Annotated in this window: 17 protein-coding genes; 6 read left to right on the top strand and 11 right to left on the bottom strand. The window is 31.5% G+C overall.

The window, feature by feature from the left end:
- Positions 1-50 precede the first annotated feature (50 nt).
- The 7 genes from yidC to guaA form a co-directional block, all read right to left on the bottom strand.
- Positions 51-1,937, bottom strand: coding sequence for a membrane protein insertase YidC (gene yidC / locus HW119_RS09950; protein WP_177763970.1), 1,887 nt, complete (start codon positions 1,935-1,937; stop codon positions 51-53).
- Between the two features lie 49 nt (positions 1,938-1,986).
- Entirely contained in the window at positions 1,987-3,603 is a 1,617-nt protein-coding gene (locus HW119_RS09945; protein ID WP_177763968.1) for a CTP synthase, read from the bottom strand.
- A 102-nt stretch (positions 3,604-3,705) separates the two neighbouring features.
- Positions 3,706-3,939 carry a DUF3820 family protein gene (locus HW119_RS09940; RefSeq protein WP_177763966.1) on the bottom strand — a complete coding sequence of 78 codons (234 nt, stop codon included), beginning with the start codon at positions 3,937-3,939 and terminating at the stop codon, positions 3,706-3,708.
- A 280-nt stretch (positions 3,940-4,219) separates the two neighbouring features.
- Positions 4,220-4,891 carry a class I SAM-dependent methyltransferase gene (locus HW119_RS09935; protein ID WP_255497857.1) on the bottom strand — a complete coding sequence of 224 codons (672 nt, stop codon included), beginning with the start codon at positions 4,889-4,891 and terminating at the stop codon, positions 4,220-4,222.
- A gap of 588 nt (positions 4,892-5,479) precedes the next feature.
- The gene (locus tag HW119_RS09930) at positions 5,480-5,881 is read right to left on the bottom strand and encodes an OsmC family protein (RefSeq protein WP_177763964.1); all 402 of its coding nucleotides are present in this window, start codon (positions 5,879-5,881) and stop codon (positions 5,480-5,482) included.
- Positions 5,881-7,761 (bottom strand): LysM peptidoglycan-binding domain-containing protein, encoded by a 1,881-nt coding sequence (locus tag HW119_RS09925; protein WP_177763962.1) that lies wholly within the window; start codon positions 7,759-7,761, stop codon positions 5,881-5,883. The genes HW119_RS09930 and HW119_RS09925 overlap by 1 nt, the downstream gene beginning before the upstream one ends.
- Positions 7,762-7,816: 55 nt before the next feature.
- The gene (guaA, locus tag HW119_RS09920) at positions 7,817-9,346 is read right to left on the bottom strand and encodes a glutamine-hydrolyzing GMP synthase (RefSeq protein ID WP_177763960.1); all 1,530 of its coding nucleotides are present in this window, start codon (positions 9,344-9,346) and stop codon (positions 7,817-7,819) included.
- A gap of 177 nt (positions 9,347-9,523) precedes the next feature.
- Here guaA and HW119_RS09915 point away from each other — a divergent pair, with 177 nt between their 5' ends.
- The gene (locus tag HW119_RS09915; RefSeq protein ID WP_177763958.1) at positions 9,524-10,273 is read left to right on the top strand and encodes a copper resistance protein NlpE N-terminal domain-containing protein; all 750 of its coding nucleotides are present in this window, start codon (positions 9,524-9,526) and stop codon (positions 10,271-10,273) included.
- Positions 10,274-10,327: 54 nt separating this feature from the next.
- Here HW119_RS09915 and HW119_RS09910 read toward each other — a convergent pair whose 3' ends face one another.
- Positions 10,328-11,791 (bottom strand): aminoacyl-histidine dipeptidase, encoded by a 1,464-nt coding sequence (locus HW119_RS09910; RefSeq protein ID WP_177763956.1) that lies wholly within the window; start codon positions 11,789-11,791, stop codon positions 10,328-10,330.
- Positions 11,792-12,110: 319 nt separating this feature from the next.
- On the opposite strand from HW119_RS09910, the gene HW119_RS09905 reads away from it, so the two are divergent.
- Positions 12,111-12,989 (top strand): energy transducer TonB, encoded by an 879-nt coding sequence (locus HW119_RS09905; protein ID WP_177763954.1) that lies wholly within the window; start codon positions 12,111-12,113, stop codon positions 12,987-12,989.
- Positions 12,990-13,040: 51 nt separating this feature from the next.
- Here the strand turns inward: HW119_RS09905 and ychF are convergent, their stop codons facing one another.
- From ychF to ygiD, 3 genes are all read right to left on the bottom strand, one after another.
- A complete protein-coding gene (gene ychF, locus HW119_RS09900; RefSeq protein ID WP_177763952.1) occupies positions 13,041-14,135 on the bottom strand; it encodes a redox-regulated ATPase YchF in 1,095 nt (364 codons plus the stop codon).
- A 61-nt stretch (positions 14,136-14,196) separates the two neighbouring features.
- A complete protein-coding gene (locus HW119_RS09895) occupies positions 14,197-14,898 on the bottom strand; it encodes a prolyl oligopeptidase family serine peptidase (RefSeq protein WP_177763950.1) in 702 nt (233 codons plus the stop codon).
- A 47-nt stretch (positions 14,899-14,945) separates the two neighbouring features.
- Positions 14,946-15,770: a 4,5-DOPA dioxygenase extradiol gene (ygiD, locus tag HW119_RS09890; protein ID WP_177763948.1), complete on the bottom strand. Its 825-nt coding sequence runs from the start codon at positions 15,768-15,770 to the stop codon at positions 14,946-14,948.
- Positions 15,771-16,007: 237 nt separating this feature from the next.
- Here ygiD and HW119_RS09885 point away from each other — a divergent pair, with 237 nt between their 5' ends.
- The 4 genes from HW119_RS09885 to HW119_RS09870 are packed head-to-tail and all read left to right on the top strand — an operon-like array spanning position 16,008 to position 22,737.
- The gene (locus HW119_RS09885; RefSeq protein ID WP_177763946.1) at positions 16,008-18,650 is read left to right on the top strand and encodes a TonB-dependent receptor plug domain-containing protein; all 2,643 of its coding nucleotides are present in this window, start codon (positions 16,008-16,010) and stop codon (positions 18,648-18,650) included.
- A 20-nt stretch (positions 18,651-18,670) separates the two neighbouring features.
- On the top strand, positions 18,671-20,020 hold the full coding sequence (locus tag HW119_RS09880; RefSeq protein WP_177763944.1) for a DUF4876 domain-containing protein: 1,350 nt from the start codon (positions 18,671-18,673) through the stop codon (positions 20,018-20,020).
- A gap of 10 nt (positions 20,021-20,030) precedes the next feature.
- Positions 20,031-21,590, top strand: a complete 1,560-nt coding sequence (locus HW119_RS09875) for a DUF6850 family outer membrane beta-barrel protein (protein ID WP_177763942.1) — start codon at positions 20,031-20,033, stop codon at positions 21,588-21,590.
- Between the two features lies 1 nt (position 21,591).
- Complete coding sequence (locus HW119_RS09870) at positions 21,592-22,737, top strand: cytochrome-c peroxidase (protein WP_177763940.1); 1,146 nt, start codon at positions 21,592-21,594, stop codon at positions 22,735-22,737.
- The last annotated feature ends 31 nt before the right edge of the window (positions 22,738-22,768 follow it).

Here is a 22,768-nt window from a genome sequence, read left to right as displayed (position 1 = left end):
AAAACAACCCTGATAAAAATCAGGGCTGTTAAATATACTTAAAAAAAGAATTACTTTTTATTTTTCTTTTGTTGTTCTTGAGCTGCTTGTGCTTGCTCCATCATCTCTTGCATTTTACGCTGGAACTTACCTTGAGGTTTTGCCTTCGTTTTATTCTCTTCCATTTTTAATTTTAATTTATCATCGTTTACAATCTTATTTTTGATTGTCCACATAATTGCAATTGTAATCATGTTTGAAACAAAATAGTATAAAGATAATCCTGATGCATAATTATTAAAGAAGAACAACATCATTAATGGAGAAATGTAAATCATGATTTTCATAATCTTACTCATATCTGGCATTCCTTCTTGCGGTGCCATTTGAGGTTGATCTCCGGTTGTCATTTTCATGTAGAAGAAAATAGCAATAGAAGCTAAGATTGGGAATAAACTTACGTGATCTCCATAAAATGGAATTCTAAATGGTAATTGAATGATGTTATCGTATGATGATAAATCGTCTGCCCATAAGAATGATTTTTGTCTTAAATCAAACGCTGATGGGAAGAATTGGAACAACGCATAGAAAACTGGAATTTGAGCCAAAGCTGGTAAACAACCAGCCATTGGATTAACGCCTGCAGCAGAATACAACTTCATTGTTTCTTGCTGTTTTTTCATAGCATCGTCTTTATATTTCTCATTGATTTCATTTATCTCAGGACGAATCAATTTCATCTTAGCTTGAGAAACATACGATTTATATGTAATTGGCGACATTACCAAACGAACTAAAATCGTTAAAGCAATAATAGCAATTCCGTAAGGTAAGAACGAAGCTAAAATTCCAAAAACTGGAATAAATACATATTCGTTAATCCATCCAAAAATACCCCAACCAAGTGGCATAACTTTATCTAAATTTTTACCTTCGTATTTTGTTAAAATATCGTAAGAAGCTGGTCCAAAATATAAATTCATATTGTAGTTTAACTCACCACCTTTGAATTCTAATGGAACGCTTGCTTGGAAATTTTTAGTAAATACCGTGTCAACTTCTTCGTCTTTTACTAAGTTTTCAGATTTTAAAACAGCCGTTTTAAACGTAGTATCTGTCAATAAAATTGAAGTAAAGAAATGTTGTCTAAATGCAATAAAGTTTACATCTTTTTCTGTAGCTTCATCAGTTGCACTTGATGCACTTAAATAATGGTCTTTATCACCTTCGTATTCGTAAACCATTTCAGTATATCTGTTTTCATAAGAAATACTTTTTTCGTTACGATATGCTTTTAATTGCCAATCTAAATCTGCTGGATTTGAACCATTAATTACATTAGCTAAACCAACTGTTTTTACAGTAAAATCTAACATATAATTGTTTGGTTTAATTACATAACGATATTCTAAAAACGCATTTGCAGACGATTTTAATCGCATGGTAACAATTGTATTTTCACCTTCTTTAGAAACAGTTGGTTCAAACAACATATCTTTGGTATTGAAAACACGATTGTCTTTCGTTTGGAATTTTAAATTTAATTTAGAGTTATTGTCCTTAATTAAAGTAACAATCTCTTTAGAGTCTTTAGAAATTGCATGAATTCCGTTTAACTCAAGAGTTTTAATATATCCTCCTTTATTTGAAAAAGTAACTGTTAAAACATCTGTAGCTACAACAACTTCTTCATCATAAGCAGCTGGTAAAGTAGCACTATAAGCAAAATCTCCTAATGCAGCTTTATATTTTGCAGTCGCTAATGAATCTGTAGGTGCACCATCAAAAATTTCAGCAACTTCCATTGCTTTGGTATCAACATTTTCTGTCTTTTGTTTTTCTTCTTCAAGTTTGACGTCTTCTTTTCCGAAACCACCAGAAACCATCCAAAATAAAAGTCCAGCGAGTAATCCCATTCCAATTAAACTACTCTTGTCTAATTTTTTTTCTTCCATTTAATTATTACTTAATTTTCAAATAATGTTGAGGATGTACCTCTCTTTTTTATCCGTTTAATTTTTTATTTACTGCTGCTTTAATAAAACTTACAAATAATGGATGCGGATTTGCAACAGTACTTTTATATTCTGGATGATATTGAACAGCAACAAAGAAAGGATGGTCTTTAATCTCAACGATTTCTACCAATCTTGTTTCTGGATTAACTCCCGAAGCAATTAATCCTGCTTTTTCAAACTCATCTAAATAGGTATTATTAAATTCGTAACGGTGACGGTGACGTTCGTTAATTAAAGTAGAACCGTAGATTTCGTAAGCTTTAGTTCCTTCTTTAATTTCACAATCCCATCCACCAAGGCGCATCGTTCCGCCTTTATCTGTAATTGTTTTTTGCTCTTCCATGAACGTAATAACCGGATAAGGTGTATTGTCATTCATTTCTGTAGAATTTGCATTTTCGAATTTCAGGACGTTTCTTGCATATTCAATAACTGCCATTTGCATTCCTAAACAAATTCCCATAAACGGAATTTTGTTTTCACGAACGTAACGAACAGCTTCAATTTTACCTTCAATTCCACGAGAACCAAAACCTGGAGCAACTAAAACTCCGTCTAAATTTTTCAATTTATCAGCTACATTTTTCACAGTTAACGATTCTGAATGAATCGAAACCACATTTACTTTAGCTAAATTTTCAGCACCAGCGTGAATAAATGCTTCTAAAATTGATTTGTAAGAATCTTGTAATTCAACATATTTTCCAACTAAACCAATATTGATGGTATGTTTTGGATTTTTTAATCTATGTAAGAAATCATTCCATTTAACTAAATCTGGTAACGATTTTTCTGGTAAATCTAATTTTTTCAATGCTACACGGTCTAATCCTTCAGCTAACATGTTGTTAGGAACTTCATAGATTGTTGACGCATCGATTGATTGAATAACCGCCTCTGTTTTTACATTACAGAATGCTGCTAATTTTTGACGTATTTCTGTTGATAATTCATGCTCCGTTCTACAAACTAAAATATCAGCTTTAATACCGCTTTCCATTAAAGTTTTAACTGAATGTTGCGTTGGTTTTGTTTTTAACTCACCAGCTGCAGCTAAATACGGAACTAAAGTTAAGTGAATCACAATTGCGTTATTTTCACCTAAATCCCATAACAACTGACGTACAGATTCGATGTATGGTAACGATTCAATATCTCCGACTGTACCACCGATTTCTGTAATCACGATATCGAAATCACCAGACTTACCTAGCAATTGCATACGTTCTTTAATTTCGTTGGTAATATGCGGAACTACTTGAACTGTTTTTCCTAAAAATTCACCGCGACGTTCTTTTTCAATAACTGAAGAATAAACACGTCCGGTAGTTACATTATTTGCTTGTGAGGTTGGAACATTTAAGAAACGTTCGTAATGTCCTAAATCTAAATCGGTTTCTGCACCATCGTTAGTTACAAAACATTCGCCATGTTCGTACGGATTTAAAGTTCCAGGGTCAACGTTAATATACGGGTCAAATTTTTGAATGGTTGTACGGTAACCTCTTGCTTGAAGCAATTTCGCTAAAGATGCTGCTACAATACCTTTTCCTAATGAAGAAGTTACACCACCTGTTACAAAAATATACTTAGTTTGTTTCATTTTAAATTGAGTTCTGTTGTGTTGTGTTGTTGTTAATTAAACTTGGCAAAAGTACAATTATAATTTGGCTTTAGAAAAAATTAATTCCGATTTGTATATAATTTAAGGTTTCGGATATTTTATTCGAATATTACGAATCATATCTTCTAATCCGTTTAATTTTAATTCGTAAACCAATTGCAATTGCTCACCTAATTTACCTTTGGGAAATCCTTTGTTGTTATACCAAACGATGTAATGTTCTGGTAAATCTATAAGAAAACGCCCTTCGAATTTCCCGAAAGGCATTTTTGTATGCGCTAATTCTACTAGCAGTTTTTGTTGTTCTTGAGACATAACGTTAAATTATAAATCAAAACTTTCATAAAAGTTTTGATTTATTTGAAAACGTAAATTTACCAATTCTGTTTATAGTTTAAAGTGAAAATATAAATATTCTTTATATTTAATTTTTGTGATTTTATACAAAGTATTTTACTAATTAAGGATAAGATTATTTGAGTAATAACTATTAAATAATTTAAAAAAATCATACGAAATATTCAAATTATAAATTCGCAATATTTTCGCAATGAAAAAGTAATTTGGTGTTCTAAAATTTAAGTTTTCAATTGCATTAGATTTTCTTAGTTATCCATCCTATATAAATAGAAGATTGAAAAAATCGAATTGGTTTTTCAAAACCTGTTAACTGAAGTAATTCTGAAAGACGTTCTTCTGAAACCAAAAAAAATTCATCTTCAATTCGTTTTAAACGAAAATCGATTTGTTCTTTATCAATGTCATCTGGTAAAAGCAATCTGAGAACTTTTAGATTTTCTTGAATTTGATTTTTATCTCCAGTAATATCAAAAATCACTAAAGTGGCTCCAGTAATTAATCTCTTTGCAATATCTGCCAATAAATTAAATTTATCTCCATTATCTTTTAGAAAATGTAAAACAAGAAGAAGTGTTGCAACATTGTATTTTTCTTTAAGATCAAGGTCAGAAACCAAACCTGTAACTAATTTTACATTTGCCACATCTCCAACTTTAACCTCAGCCTGTTCTATCATTTTTGGAGAAGGATCCACTCCTGTTATTCTTAAAAAATCAGTTGTATCAACAATCTTTTCAATTTCATTTCCAGTGCCACAACCAACAACTAAAATTTCTTTTTTTTCAATATTATTTAAGAGTTTAGGTAATTGATTTATAAAAGAATTATAATTAGGAATCCATTTTTGCACAAATTGATCATAACCTGTAGCTCTTTCATTTTCAAATATTTCGATTTTATTCATCATTTATAAATTTTAGTTAAAAATGTTCATTAAAGAAATAAACATCAATCATTTATTAAGTTTACATAAAAAGTCCTAAGAAAATTTATTCCTTCGAACTTAATTAAATATTTACCAATTTTCAACCTCTTTTAGGTCTAGTTAATATTTATTGTTATTTCACTTAAATAGTTTTTGCAAAGCAAATATCAAATAAAACAATTTTAATTGATTAAGTTTATGATTCATCTAAATAAATATGTATAATGAGGAAATTTATATTAAAATCAATTATAAACTTCGTAGCATTGTTACTTTCAACTTTTTATATTGTTAATACTTATAATAAATTTAATTTAATTTCAATTGGTTCAAATATTGATAAAGTAAAAAAAGTTGGGGAGAACCATATTTTCAGAGCACTTCTGAAGGGAAAATATATCTACACTATCGATCGTTGTTTATTTATAAATGTGTTTTTATTTTTAATGAGAATGATAGTCTTTTAATTCAAAAGTGGAAACAAATTGATTAACCAAAACATTTATTGCTATTACACTTAAATAGTTTCGACTTTTCAAAGTACGCAGTAAGCTACAGTGTTTTAAGACTTTACTTCCAATTAAACGAAATCGTTTTTATAATATCCGGATTTAAACTTAAATAAACCGGACAAGTAAAAGCTGCTCTTTCTAAAATGGTTTTGGTTTTATCATCAACAGAAATATTCATTGTAAAATCAATTTTAATTTCAGCAATTTTACGTGGACTTGCCTGCATAATTTTAGTTACTTCTGCTGTCGAGTCTTCTAAATTCACCTCCATATCTGTTGCTTTAATAGCCATAATGGTAAACATACAAGTAGCTAATGAATTTGCTACTAAATCGGTCGGAGAAAACGCTTCTCCTTTTCCGTGATTATCAACTGGCGCATCGTTTATAATGGTTTGACTCGATTGCAAATGTGTTGACGAAGTTCTTAAATTTCCTAAATATGTTACTTTCGATGTCATTACTGTACTTCTTTAATCGTTAAATCTTTATCGTAATATAAAACATAAATCCCTGAATTGAAAATTCCTCCATTTTCATTTACATACATAAACTTATTTTCTATTTGTTCTGATCCATAACCAAAAATATTTTCAGTATTATCATCGTCTTGCATCATTCTAGAAATCACATCCATGGTTACATCAAACCCGCGAATTGCAAAACGATTTGGTGTTGTGTTAAAACGTTTCTTAAATGCTTCTTCAAACTTTTTATTGACATTCGAAGTTGCATCATTGGTAACCGAAGGATATGTAAATTTCAAATCAACTAAATCTTGAATTTGTACTTCTGTTGAATCTAAAACATCTAATTTTTCTAAAGTAACCAAACGAATATCATATTTTCCTTTCAACTTCTTTAAAGTAGTAACCAAATCAATTGCTGTTTTCATTGAATTAGAATCTAAAATAACATAATTCGTTTTTCCTTGAACAAACTGTGATTCGATGGTTGATGCACTTAAACCACCAGTATCAGAAGTACTAACCAATTTTACTTCAGGGAAATTTTGTGCGAAAAATTCTTTATTAGAATTTGATTTTGGATTTACAACAGCAATTAGATTTCCATAATTTGAACGTAAATATTCCATCATGGTAGTTCTGATCATTCCGTTATTTGGCATGGCATGCACTTGATTTGGGTAAGGTTTTCCAGCATCGGTTGACAAGGGAGATACAATCATCAAATTTTGATTTTTGAAAACTTCAGAAAATGCATCGACATTCTTTTGAAAAAATGGACCAATAACAACATCTGTTGAACTAAAATCTATTTGTGATTTTAACTCTTCGATATTTAAAAAACGATTGTTTTCTTTAGAATCTACAATTTTGATATGAATTGGAAGGTTCATTGCTTTTACAGAATCTATTGCTATCAAAGCTCCGGAATAAAAATCTAAAGTCATGTTCAGAAAAACATCCGAATTTAAACGTTTGTTCAAAGCTGTTCGATCAGAAAATGAATCTTCTTTTAGACTAAATGGCAATAAGAAAGTTAATTCCTGAACAGCATTGTTATTACTTTTTGTTTTTGTTACTACAGGTTCATCAAAAATAGGTTCTAAAGTAACTTCAATTTCCGGAAGTGGCTTTTGCACGTATAATTTCATACCTTCTTTTAAACCATTTTGCAACTCTGGATTCCATTTCAATAAATCATCTTGAGAAACTTGATATTTTTTAGAAATTCCGTAAATTGTTTCTTTTGGCTGAACAAAAATAAAATTTGTTTTAGTAGTCGTTGAAAATGTACTGCTTGAAGTAACATTTTTAGTACTTGGAATTTTAATAATTTGTCCTTTTTTTAAACCTTCAGATTCCAATTTAGGATTCAACTCATACAATTCACTTACGGTTGTATTGTTTTCAACCGCTAAAGAATAAAGAGTTTCTTTTTCTTTAACTTCAATTTCTTTATAAGTAACAACTTTACTTTCGTTTGAATTTATGACCGAACTTGTTTTGGGTTTAGTAATATTAATTTTCTGTCCCACTTTTAATCCGTTTTCTTTCAAACCTGGATTAAACAAATACAATTGATCGATAGCAATATTATATTTTTTTGAAATACCAAAAACCGTTTCTTGTGCTAAAACTTCATGTTGCATAGCACCTGAATTTAAGTTCGGAATTATCAAAATTTGATTTTCATTGATGCCGTTAACCGCATTCGGATTCAACAAAAATATTTCATTTACAGATGTTTGATATTTTTTTGCAATTTGAGTGATCGTTTCACCTTTAGAAACCACGTGTTTTTGGTTTGCTTCTTGTGCAAAACTAACTGCAGAAGTAAACATTAATAAAAATAAAGTTCTAATCTTATTTTTCATTTTAAATATCATTTAATTAAAAAAAGTCGCTGAAAACAACGACTTCTTAAATAATTTATTCCCACTCAATTGTTGCTGGTGGTTTAGAACTAATATCATAAACCACTCGGTTTACTCCTTTAACTCTGTTTATAATTTTATTCGAAATCTCCATTAAAAATTCGTATGGTAAATGAACCCAATCTGCCGTCATTCCGTCTGTAGATTGAACAGCACGTAAAGCAACTACTTTTTCGTACGTACGCTCATCTCCCATTACACCAACAGAATTTACTGGCAACAAAATTGCACCTGCTTGCCAAACATCATTATATAAACCATGTTCTTTTAACCCGTTGATAAAAATAGCATCTACTTCTTGTAAGATAGCAACTTTTTCTGGAGTAATATCACCTAAAATACGAATTGACAATCCTGGTCCTGGGAAAGGATGACGCCCTAATAATTCAGGGTCAATTCCTAAAGAAGCACCAACTCTACGAACTTCGTCTTTAAACAACATACGTAGCGGTTCAACAACTTGCAATTTCATATAATCTGGTAAACCACCAACATTATGATGTGATTTGATTGTTGCAGAAGGTCCTTTTACAGAAACTGATTCAATTACGTCTGGATAAATTGTTCCTTGACCTAACCATTTTGCGTCTGTAACTAATTTTGATTCATCGTCAAAAACATCAACGAAAACCTTACCAATAACTTTACGTTTTGCCTCTGGTTCTTCGATACCTGCTAATTCGCCTAAAAAACGAGCAGAAGCATCAACACCTTTTACGTTCAAACCCATTCCTTTGTATTGATCTAATACACTTTGGAACTCATCTTTACGTAACAAACCGTTATTTACAAATATACAATATAAATTATCACCGATAGCTTTATTTAATAAAACTGCAGCTACAGTAGAATCAACACCTCCTGATAAACCTAAAATCACACGGTCATTTCCGATTTTTTGTTTTAAGTCTGCAATCGTTTCTTCAACAAAAGCGTTTGGAGTAAAATCTTGAGCTACGTTAGCGATATTTACTAAGAAATTTTTGATTAATTGTGTTCCATCTGTAGAGTGAAAAACCTCTGGATGAAATTGGATTGCATACGTTTGCTCTCCATCAATTCGATAAGCTGCATTTTCAACATCATGCGTACTTGCTAAACGCACACCATTTGTTGGCAATGTTTTGATGGTATCTGAGTGACTCATCCAAACTTGAGAATTGGCAGGAATATCAGCGAAGAAAGCTTCATCTTCTTTAATAAAAGCTAAGTTTGCTCTTCCGTATTCTCTTGTATTTGAAGGAGCTACTTCACCACCATTAAAATGCGCTAAATACTGAGCACCATAACAAACAGCTAACAAAGGTAATTTACCTTTAATGTTTGATAAATCTGGATGTAAAGCATCTTCTGAACGAACAGAATATGGACTTCCCGATAAAATTACAGCTTTGAAAGAAGATAAATCTTCTGGAATTTGATTAAAAGGTAGAATCTCGCAGAAGATATTTAACTCGCGAACTCTACGCGCAATAAGTTGTGTATATTGCGATCCGAAATCTAAAATAAGTACGTTGTGTTGCATATGCAAAAATAAGCATTTATTGAACATTCAAAAATATAAAACGAATTTTATTTTTATGTAAAATAATTTTTAAAAAATTTATCTTTGAAATATCGATTTTTGGAACTATTTTTGTTAGTAATGGTATAAATAAATTAACATTTTCTTTAGATAATGATTTCAAGAAAACACTTGCTAATGCTGATTTTAGCTTCGATAACTTTAGCTTCATGCAATTTTAAGGACAAGGACAAACCTCCTGTTGTTATTCAGCCTGAATTACTTGACTCTATTTTTTCAAATTCATTTGAAGCAATTATTCCATGTCCAGATTGTGCTGGAATTGAAACCACCATTCGAATTTTTAAAGATAGTACCATCTCAAGAACCATTTATTACCAAGGAAGAAATGAACTTCCACAAACAAAAATGGGAACATGGAAATTAAAAGATTCTATTTTTGAAGCTAAATTTGATAGAGAGAAATTGTTCTATAAAATTAAATCCGGAAATTCGATATTAAGAGTTGGCTCGGACTTAAAAGAAGTTGAAGGAGATTTAGCCAAAAACTATTCTTTTAAAAGGTCTAATCCATTTGATTTAGAACAGCATTTAGGTTCTTATTTTATGGGGAATCAATCTGAAAATTACAATAAGCTTGAACTTTTATCAAATAAGAAAAATCAAGTTTCAATCGAACTTTCGTCTTACTTAACAAACGATTCAATTGCTAAATGTAAGTTGAAATTTAATGGTAAATTAAACAAAGAAAATATTATTGAAGTTCCATTGAATGAGAAAAAAGATTCGATTCAAAAATTGATGAAAATTTTGTTTACAGTTAGAGAAGCACATATTTACTTTGAAAATGTACCAAAAGATTCTATTGCGACAAAATGTTCGGATTCATTAAATATAAATTACCAAGGAACCTATTTAAAACGATAACAAAAAAACGTCTAATTTTAGTTAGACGTTTTTTTTTTGTGCTTGGAATACTATTTATTTTAAAGGAATATTTTTTAGAATTTCTAAAACAAATTTCCAATATTTTTGAGCAGAAGAAATCGAAGCTCTTTCAACTGGTGAATGTGCTCCTTTAATAGTTGGTCCAAAAGAAATCATATCCATATCTGGATAATTTGTTCCTAAAATCCCACATTCTAAACCTGCGTGACAAGCAACTACATTTGCTTTACTTCCGTTTTGTTTTTCGTAAATATCTGTAAGTACATCTAAAATTTCCGATTTTGCATTTGGTGTCCAACCTGGATAAGAACCTGAAAATTCAACTTCGCAACCCATCAATTCAAAAGCAGAACGCAAAGCATTTGCTAAATCAAATTTTGACGTCTCAACTGAAGAACGAGTTAAACATTTTACAGATAATTTCCCTTCACCAACATTCACTTTTGCAATGTTGTTTGAAGTTTCAACCAAACCTTCAAAATCTGCACTCATTCTGTAAACTCCGTTATGAGCCGTGTACATGGCGCGAACAAAATAAAACTGAGCAACCGGAGGCATAACTTTAGAAGGTAGTGTTTCTAATTTTTCGAAAACAACTTCTAAATTAGGCTCTGTAGATGCAAATTCTTTTTTGATATCATTTACGATTTGTTGCATATCAAAAACAAAAGCTTCATCGAAAGTTTGTGCGATAATCACTTTCGCAACACTTTCACGTGGAATAGCATTACGTAAACTTCCTCCTTTGATTTCAGCAATCTGTAATCCGAAATTATCAAAACCGTCAAATAATAAACGGTTCATGATTTTGTTTGCGTTACCTAAACCTTTATGAATATCCATTCCTGAATGTCCACCAACTAAACCTTTAACTGTAATTTGATAAGCTACAGAACCTTCAGGAGTATCTTCTTCATCGTATTCAGCAACTGCAGTTACATCAACACCACCTGCACAACCGATGTCGATTTCATCATCTTCTTCTGTGTCTAAATTTAAAAGAATCTGACCTTCAAGCATGCCGCCTTGTAATCCCATCGCACCAGTCATTCCAGTTTCTTCGTCAATTGTAAACAAAGCTTCGATTGCTGGATGAGGAATATTTGTTGATTCTAAAATTGCCATAATAGTTGCAACTCCTAAACCGTTATCAGCACCAAGAGTTGTACCGTTTGCACGAACCCAATCTCCATCAACATACATTTCGATTCCTTGTGTGTCAAAATCAAAAACGGTATCGTTGTTTTTTTGGTGAACCATATCTAAATGCGATTGTAAAACCACCGTTTTACGATTCTCCATTCCAACAGTTGCAGGTTTTTTAATAATTACGTTTCCTACATGGTCTTTGACAACTGGTAAACCTAATTTTTCACCGAATTCCATCATAAAAGCAATTACTCTTTCTTCTTTTTTTGAAGGACGAGGCACAGCATTTAAGTCGGCGAATTTATTCCAAAGTACTTTTGGCTCTAAATTTCTTACTTCTTGACTCATTATATAATGTGTAAAATTTTACTGATTTAAAATCCAAATTTACGAATTATCCAAAAACAAATTCAAAAGAAAGCAAACATTTAAAAATTCAATCTGAAATACTAATAAAACTTAAATTCTACAAATCATCTGATTTAAAACTTTAACATTCGACTTATGTTAAAATCAAAATTTAACCAAAAACTTTAACTAAATTTAAATCAAACAAAACAACAATATTCAAAACATAACTCACGTTATAGATATATAAACAAAATATTTAGTAAGAATATTGTTAAAACAAAAGAATCAATTAATCTAATTTTAAAAATTTAAAGTCATGGGAAATTTCAATTATTTAGGAAAAGATTGGTCTAATATCGTTTTTGAAGGACGCAATAAATTATATGGCGCATATAAACTAAGACAAGAAAATGTAAAAAATACAGCCTTAGCTTTAGTTTTTGGAATCGGAGGATTGAGTTTGATTTTTGGAGGTTCGTATTTATATGCTTCTACCAAAGATAATGACCGAGTTATCGTAGTAGATAATACCCCATTAAATCCAGCTGAAATCGAACCTAAAGTTGTTGAGCCAAAAATTGAACCAAAAGATGATCCAATTGTAGAAGCTAAAAACAAACCAAACGAAGCTAGCTCTGCGAGAACAGATGTACAAGAAAACAAAGTATTTACAGAAACAATTATCACAAAAAATAACGAAGGCAAAATAACAGCTCAAGAAGATTTTAATGATAAAACAAATTCAGGGCTAACAGATTCAGACGCAGACACTGAAAATGGTAAATTAAAAGTTAATGGCGAAAAAACTGGCTTGGCTAAAGATGGAGATGAAGGTCAAAACACAGACACGAAAGAAACTACTACAACAGTTGATAAAGTAGATAATAAAGTTTACGTCCTAAGACAAAATACTGCAGAACCAAAAGAAGGCTTTGACAAATTTTACAACAATTTTGCAAAAAAATTCACAGCTCAAGAATTAAACACAAGCGCAAACGAAATTGTTGTAAAAGTAAAATTCGTAGTTGAAAAAGACGGCTCGTTTACCGACATTCAAATTGTTGATGATAAATACGGAGTTGGTAAAGAAGCAGAACGCATTTTAAGAAACATGCCAAAATGGAAAGCTGCAGAACATAACGGTCAAAAAGTACGTTCGATGTTTACACTTCCTATTAAAATTAAAATAAAGTAATAAGCAAAAAAATCCAAACGCGAGTTTGGATTTTTTGTTATTAGTCAAAAATTATACGTTGAAACGGAAATGCATTACATCACCATCTTTAACGATATATTCTTTTCCTTCAACTCTTAATTTTCCGGCTTCTTTAACTTTAGCCTCTGATCCGTAATTTGAGAAATCTTCAAAAGCAATAACTTCTGCACGAATAAATCCTTTCTCGAAATCGGTATGAATAACACCAGCGGCTTTAGGAGCCGTATCACCAACTTTAATCGTCCATGCACGAACTTCTTTTACACCAGCTGTGAAATACGTTTGTAAATTTAATAATTTATAAGCTGCACGAATTAAAACTGCAGAACCTGGCTCCGTTAATCCCATATCTTCTAAGAAAACTTGACGTTCTTCGTAGCTTTCTAATTCTGTAATATCAGCCTCAGCACCAACAGATAAGATAATTACTTCAGCATTTTCATCTTTAACAAGTTCTTTAACCTGATCTACATATGCGTTTCCGTTTACAGCAGCTTCCTCGTTTACGTTACAAACATATAAAACTGGTTTAGCAGTAATCAATTGAAAAGCTTCTAACAATTCTTCTTCATCGTTATTTTGAGGAACAACCGTACGAGCCGATTTCCCTTCTAATAAAGTTGTACGAATTCTTTCTAACAAAGCAGCTTCAACTTGTGCTTCTTTATTTCCAGTTTTTGCTGCTTTTTTAACTTTCTCTAAACGTTTTTCAACCGTTTCTAAATCTTTAAGCTGTAATTCGATATCAATTGTTTCTTTATCGCGAATGGGATTTACATTTCCATCAACGTGAACAATATTGTCATTATCAAAACAACGTAAAACGTGAATGATTGCGTTACATTCTCTAATGTTTCCTAAGAATTGATTTCCTAAACCTTCACCTTTACTTGCACCTTTTACCAAACCAGCGATATCAACAATATCTACAGTTGCCATTTGTACACGCTCTGGTTTTACCAATTCTTCTAATCTATTGATTCTAGGATCTGGAACGTTTACTACCCCAATATTTGGTTCGATAGTACAGAATGGAAAGTTTGCACTTTGTGCTTTTGCGTTCGATAAACAGTTGAATAAAGTTGATTTTCCAACGTTAGGTAAGCCTACAATTCCTGCTTTCATATATGTGAATGTATTTTATCTTTGATTTTTAAGTTTGCAAATATATTGATTATTACGTAATTTATAAATTAAGTTCAGACATATTTGCTTTTGAATGTTTAAACAACCATTCATAAAGAGCATCTTCTCTATATAAATTTTCTACCGATCCGTGATTTCCACCTTTTATAATTTGAAATTCGAGTGGTGCATTTGCATTACATTTTTTAATGGCATTGACAATTTTCTGAGATTCTGATAAGCGAACGATAAAATCTTTATCTCCGTGAATAACTTTTATCGGAACTTCAGCTAAATTACAAGCATCTGCAACTTCACCTCCGCCACAAATAGAAACCGCTGCGGCAATTTTATCGTGATATTTACCCACAAATTTCATCGTACCATAAGAACCTAAACTCATTCCGGTTACATAAATTCGAGTTGGATCAATATCATAATTTTTCTGAACGTATTCCAAAACTTCATTTACTTTATCAGGATTCCAAGGTCCAGAAGGTAATTGCGGTGCTACAACAATTGCAGGAATATCTCTGCCTTTTTCAATAGCACGTAAAACTCCGTAACGTTTTACACGATTGATATCGGTTCCAGATAAACTTCTACCGTGAAGAAAAATAATAATTGGAGGTTTATTTTCTAATATTTCTTGTTTTGGAAGATTAATCCAAAAATTATAATCTGTTTTTCCTGTAATTGCCTGCGGTTGTGCTTGTAAAACATTACTTATTAAAAGTGATAAAAAAAACACTATCTTTTTCATTTTCAATTTTGTTTATTGAAAAGTAAAGATAGTGTTTATTATAAATATTATCCAAATCGGAATGAGGTCATACTCAAAGATCCTCCAACATAATCGTCGTTAAAGAATTCGATGGCATCTTTATCTGATTGTAAAGCTAAGTTATAAATCATTGGATAATAATGATCGGGTGTCGGAATTGCTAATTTGGCATTTTTACTTAAGCTTTCGTAATCTACCAAAGCATTGTAGTCTTTGGATAGAATTTTCTTTTTAAAAATATCATTCAATTCAATAGCCCAATCAAATCCAAAACCTGGTGCATCCATCGAACGCCAATCAATCATTCTAAGATTATGAATCATATTTCCAGAACCGATAATTAAAACGCCGCGTTTTCTCAAATCATACAATTGCTTAGCTAAATTATAATGATAAGCGGCAGGTTGATTGTAATCGATACTCAACTGAAGAACTGGAACATTTGCCTCGGGAAACATATGACGAACAACTGTCCAAGTTCCGTGATCTAATCCCCAATCGTGATCTAAACCAACGTTTGTTGATGTGATTAACTTCGCTGTTTCGCCAGCTAAAAACGGACTTCCAGGAGCTGGATATTGTACATCAAACAACGCTTGAGGAAAACCACCAAAATCGTGAATGGTTTTCGGTTCTTTCATCGCTGTAACATGCGTGCCTTTTGTCAACCAATGGGCAGAAATAACTAAAACAGCACTCGGCAGATCCATCTTTTCACCAATTTTTTTCCATTGATTAGAGAAAACATTATTTTCGATACCATTCATTGGCGAACCGTGACCAATAAAAAAAACCGGTTGTAATTTTTCTCTAACTTTAAATGATTGCGTAAAATTATATAGACTATTCATAGTTTCAATATTATATAACAAATTTACCAAATCTAATTTTTTAAGTACTTAATCTAAGTTAATAAATGAGCTTAAAACTTTAACATAGTCATTCTAAACAAAAATCTTATTTGTTTTAAGTCTAAATAAAGTTTTATTAGTATCTTTGCAAAAAAAATTAATAAAGTGAAATACTTATTATTTCTTTTGTGCTTTAGTACTTCCATTTTTGCGCAAAATCATTTTAAAGGAATTGTTTTGAGTACAGAAACAGGTGAACCTATCTCATCTGTTATTGTTGAAAATGTACAATCTCAAAAATGGGTTTTAACCGATACAGACGGAAGTTTTGTAATGGATTTTACTGCTGCTAAAAATTTAAAATTAGCTTTTAAAATTTTAGGTAAACAAGAAAAAATAATCACTTTTACTCCAGAAACGTTTAGTAAAGTTCAAACCATTTATTTAGATGATCAAGATTTACGTTTAGACGAATTGGTTATCAATGTAAAAAAAGCAGATAAATTTTCTGAAATCAAACTTGGAAGAGAACAAATTGATCAAGTACAAGCAATGTCGTTAAACGATGTTTTAGAATTATTACCAGGACAATCCATAACAAATTTTACTTTAAACGAATTTAAAACCATTGCTTTCAGAACTGCTAGACCACGAACAATTGGAAATAATGCTTTCGGAAATAAATCTTTTGGAACTGCCATTTATTTAGATGGAATTCCGATGTCGAACAATGAAAATATGCAATCGTATGCATCTAATGAAGGATCTACATTTTCTCCTAATTACATTGGTTTTGGAGATGGTGCCTCATCATTCAACGGAAGTTTTACCAATGCAAACTTTGGCTCTGATTTAAGAGGAATTGCAACTGACAATATCGAAAGTATCGAAGTTGTTCAAGGAATCCCTTCTGTTCGATACGGAGATTTAACATCTGGATTAATCAAAATCGAACAACGTGCAGGGGTTTCACCTTTCAAAATTTCTAGTTCGTTACGAGAAGGAACCATGCAACATACGTTTACCAAAGGTTTTAGATTAGGCGAACGCGCAGGAGCTTTAAACGCAACCATCGATTACTTAGATTCCAATTCAGATCCAAGGTCAAGTTACACATCTTACGAGCGCATCAATACCCAATTGATGTGGACTTGGAATGATAAATCTAAAAAAATCAGAAACTCGTTTTCATTCGATTATGGCTTTAATAAAGATAACGCCAATTACGAAGCAGAAAATAAAGACAATCAGATTACAAAAAACGACAGAACTGATTTTGGATTTTCTAATCGTTTTAAATGGAATGCCGATAAAAAATTGTTTGATAATTTAAATGTAAATGCCAATTTCAAATACACCAAACAATATTCGTACGATGCAAAAACTGTAAATGTGGGCGGTGAAGTTATCGGAACAAGTTTAGAAGAAGGTGTTTATTTAGGTTCGTACACAGCACCATCTTACAGATATGAAAAAGCTGTTGACGGAAAACCTTTGAGCGCATTCGTCTCGGCAAATTTTAGTAAAAGTTTGAGTTTTACAAACACCGATCACTTATTTAATTACGGAGTTGAATATCGTATGAGTGACAACAAAGGAAAAGGACGATTAGGTTCTCCTGATTCTCAAGTTAATTTCTATGCGCTTGGTTCTGGCGATGGTGGTGTTGGATTTCGTCCGTTTAATTATGGGCAATTTGTAAAAGCTGAAACTATTTTTTCTGCTTACATTGAAGACGAAATGGTTCACTTTTTTGAAAATAGTAAGTTAAATGTTTCAGGTGGTTTACGTTACGATAATTTTTACGGAATTAATATGTTGGCACCACGTGTAAATGCCTATTACGAAATTCCAAAAATGAAATTCAGAGCAGGTTACGGAATCACAGGAAAAGCTCCATCTTTAAATCAAATTTATACCGGACCAAGATATTACGATGTAGTTTTAGGCGATTATCGTTTACCTGGTGTTTACAATGTAGCTTTTGTTCAAACGTTTATTGACGATATTAACAATCCAAATTTAGGACCTTCAAAATCGTATCGTGCAGAAATTGGTTATGATGTGATGTTGCCTTTTGGAACTTTAAACATAACGGCTTACGAAAACAAATTAAAAAAAGGAATTACAGATGAAGCTTATCCAATCATCAGACCTTTAGCCGAAATTGAGGTTGAAAACAACGGAACAACTACACCAGATTATGAAATTGTTGGATATAAAGATTATTATTATTTCCAGAATCGTATTGTGAATAAATACAATTCTACCGATAGAGGAATTGAGTTTTTCTTGTCGTTAAAACCAAACTTGATTAAAAATGTAACGTTGGATATTAACGGAAGTTACGTTGAAACAACTAACAGAAATAACATCGATACGTATTTGCGTTCAACGCAAGTTAGCAAACCTGAAGTTTACGGAGTTTTTAAACCTTATGATATCAAGTATAAAAACTTTCAAGTTGGTGCAAACTTAACGTATCATAATCCAACATTAGGATTAATCGTTTCTGTTCGCTCAGAGCATTTCTTAATCAGAGATGAATTTTATGACCGAAACACGCAACCTTATGCGTACTTAGATGCAAATTTAGATAAGCATTTAATTCCAGAAGTCGATCAAAATGATACAGAAAAATACGGCCATATTTTCAGATCACGTTCAACAGATAATAGAAAGCTAGATGGGATTTATCACAATTTTCACTTACGCGTTTCTAAAGATTTCTTAAACGGTTTTCGTTTTTCATTCTACGTAAACAATTTCTTAAACTTAAAACCTTTAGAAAACGTGAACGAAAACGGAGTCCCAGTACAACGTGTAAGAAATGATATGGTTAATTTATCATTCGGAACTAAAATAGAATTTACCTTTTAATATAAAACATTACTAAAAATATGAAAAATAAATTTTTAATTGCTTTATCAGCATTCGCATTATTTTCTTGTTCAGACGATGATTTCTCACAAGCAGGTGCGCAACCAATTGACTACAAAGTTTCTGTAACTTATGATGAAACGTTTGATAATTTAGCTTCAAAAAACGTTTCGGTTAAATTAAAAAATACCAATACATCTGACGAATATGTAATGGCAACTGATGCGCAAGGTAATGCAAATTTTGGTTCGGTTTTACCAGGAACTTACGACATCAATGCAACGGTTACTTTAAGTGCTGCAGAATTTACAGCTACTTTTGGATATGCTCTAGAAACTGAAGAAGTTGTTTTTAATGCAAACCTAAATCAAATTGTGATTAATACTAATAATACGATGAGTAGTTTAACTTTAAAAACAGCTCGTTTAGGTGATTTAGTAATCAAACAAATTTATTACGGTGGATCGCACGCACAACAAGGTGCTTCATTTAGAGATCAATTTATTGAGATTTTCAATAACTCTAACGAAGTGATTTATGCCGATGGTCTTTATATTGCGCAAGTAATGGGTAAAATGAATAATACAGCGCACCCTAAAACGCAAACAAACGGACAATGGGATTGGTCACAATCACTTGGAATGACGATTGGAAACAATGCAAACACAAATTATGTTTATGCTGATTATGTTTTCCAAATTCCAGGTAATGGAACTCAATATCCAATTCAACCAGGAGAAAGTATTGTGATTGCTCAAAGTGCACAAAACCATAAAGCACCTTTAGTTGATTTAACTGGTGAAGAAATACCTATTGTAAATCCAGATTTAACGATTGATTTAAGCAACGCAGATTTTGAAGCTTATTTAGGAAACTTTAGAATTCAAATTGGAGAAGAACCTTATAAATACGATTTAGCAAACCCAGCAGTTCCGGATTTATTAATTGGATACTGGGGGCGCGAAGGTTTTTGGAATGGTAATAAAGATTTCTTAATGGATAATCAAGGAAGAGATTCTTATGTGATTTTTAGAACGGAAACTTTAGATTATAAAGATTTTCCTACTCCTGATGTAACTGAGATTGTTAACACAGGAACTTCACAAACGAAGTTTAATTTACAAATTCCAGTAAATATTATTATCGACGGAGTTGAAACACAACACGCAAATACTTCAAGTGCTTTACCTCAAAGATTACCAAGTTCAATTGATAATTCATCAACAAAAATCACGGCTGCTTTCTCTAGTAAATCGGTAATGAGAAAAACAAAAACTACAGCAAACGGACGTAAGATTTTACAAGACACAAACAATTCTGCAGAAGATTTTGTAGAAGTTACAGCAAATCCAAAAGGTTTCGCAAACTAAAAATTAAATAATGTTTAAAGTAAACAAATATTTATTTATATTATTGTTGAGTTGTGCTGCAAATGCACAGCTCAATGATAGTATTAACCTATCCAAAAACGAACACTTTGCTGAAGTGAAATCGTATGTGTGGGAAAATCCAATGATCATCAATCAATTTAAACTTAAAAATTATACTAAAACTTCAGTTAATATTGACTTTAAAGATTTAAACATCAAACGTCAACAAACACCAGAGGAAGTTTTAAATTATAATTTCTCATCGGAAGGGTTGTATCATTTTAGTGAAAAAATTTCTGTCTTTGGAGATTTTAAATTCACCAAACAAAACGAAAAAAACTTTGGTTACAACTTGTCAAGTAACCGAACAGAAGATCAAATGATCTTACCAACCAATTATTATTATTCACCTAAAAAAGCAGATTGGACCAATCAGTTTTATGCCTTTACAGGTGGTATTATTTACGACATTACAAACGCATTTGCAATTGGAGCAAAAGTAAAATATAGAAACGAAGCATTTGCCAGAAAATCAGATCCGCGTCCTAAAATCACTTCAAACGAAATGGGTTTTGACGGATATGCAGCTTATACCTTAGGAAAAAGCACCCTTCAGGTTGGAGGTTTGTACAATCAAAAAGATGAACTTACAACTATTTATTATGAAAACACATATCTGAATCCAAGTTCAGATTCATTATATTACATCAAACTAGCTACAGGTTACGGATTTAATATTTACGATAATACGTATCAAAAGTTCAATAATGTAAATACAACCAAAGGTTTTAATTTGGGATATACTTTTAAAACCAACTCACAAAGCTTGAGTTTGTTTTATCAATATGCCAAATCGATGAATAATTTTTATCAGAAAAACGAATTCTCATCAGTATCAAACACACCCATTCAAAACGAAGAAAACGTAAGATATAAACTGCGAAATATTGCGCATCATATCAACGGAATTTACATCAAACAATTCGATAAAGATCAATTAATTGCTAGTGCAAGTTTTAATTTTAGCAAACAGCAAAATTTTAACACACGAACATTTATTCAAAATTATCAATTAAAAAATCAGAATTTAAACATAAATGTTAACTATTTAAAAGATTCACAATCTGATTTAAAAACAGCTTTTGGAGGTCAAATTTTTATAGATAATTTAACAGCCATTGACTTATTAGGAAGCACAAATAAGCAAATTAATTCATTACAATTTAGTATTTTTGCAAACAAAGAATTTAGATTAAATAAGAATAATAAGTTATTTGCGCATTTAGAAGCAGGAACGTACCAACTTTTAAAGAACCAACTTGATTATAAAGCCATCACGCAAGATCAAGATTTTGCAAATAAGGTCATCATTCACGATCATATTTACGACGGAACAAGTAAACTGTTATCTAAAGTAAAATTGTATTATGATGTACAATTAAAAAAAGGAAAAACATTGCGTGTAAATATCGATTATCAGAATCTGAGTGCTTTGAAAAACAACAAACAAGAGCAACAAATTAATGGTACCAACCATTACATAAACACAGGAGTTTCGATATTCTATTAGAATGAAAAATAGTTTTAAAATATTAAGTTTCGGAGCGGTTACATTTGCGTTATTAGCAGCCGGAAAATTTGATTTTAATAATGAACCTTATTACTCAATAAGTGATCTAAAAAAACTTTATAGCAGCGGAGATCCATCAACTTGGCCAAAACCAACGTTAGATTCTACTGTTGTGAATTTTAGAGAAATTGGTGTTTTACCCGAAATGACTTTTCCTGAAGACAATTTGTATTCAGACGAAAAAAGAGATTTAGGAAAACAATTGTTTTTTGATCCAAGATTATCAGAATCAGGTCAAATTGCTTGCGCTTCTTGTCACGATTCGCAATTGGGTTGGAGCGATGGAAAACGTGTTTCGCACGGATTTGGTAGAACTCCAGGAACTCGAAACTCTAAAACTATTTTAAACGTAGGTTACGGAGAAGTTTTTATGTGGGATGGACGCGCAATTTCATTAGAAGATCAAGTACGTTTTCCGATGGAAGACGTAAAAGAAATGAACACACATCCGGATGTTGCTACAAAAAATATCAAAAAAATAAAAGGTTACAAAGAAGCGTTTGCTAAAGCATTTGGTGACGACGAAATTACCTTAGATCGTATTGCAAAAGCCATTGCCACTTACGAAAGAACCATTGTTAGTAGAAAATCTAAATTCGATAAATTCATCGAAGGTGATTCTACCAAATTAAGTGATTTAGAAGTTGAAGGTTTACATTTATTCAGAACCAAAGCACGTTGTATCAATTGCCACAATGGCCCTACATTCTCAGACAATCAATTTCATAATGCAGGTTTAACGTATTTTCAACGTAAACACGAAGATTTAGGAAGATATCACATCACCAAAGATTTAACTGATATTGGAAAGTTTAAAACACCAAGTTTACGTGATTTAGAATCTACAGCACCATATATGCACAACGGTTTTTTCCCGCACATTAGAGGTTTATTGAATTTATATAACGCAGGAATGCCGAATTTAAAACCGAAACCAGGTCAAGAAGATGATCCGATGTTCCCGGTTACTTCTGAACATTTGAAACCGTTAGAATTAAACGAACACGAATTAGATGCTTTAGAAGCATTCTTGAAATCGTTAAGCACAACGGTTTTAAGAGAGTCTGAACCTAAGCTACCAAAATAAAAAATAAAATTGAAGAAGCTTCTTGTTAGTA

Origin of the sequence: Flavobacterium sp. I3-2, assembly GCF_013389595.1 — a bacterium.
GTDB lineage: Bacteria > Bacteroidota > Bacteroidia > Flavobacteriales > Flavobacteriaceae > Flavobacterium.
The sequence above is the reverse complement of the archived record's forward strand: the minus strand, read 5'-3'. Positions and strand labels throughout refer to the sequence as shown.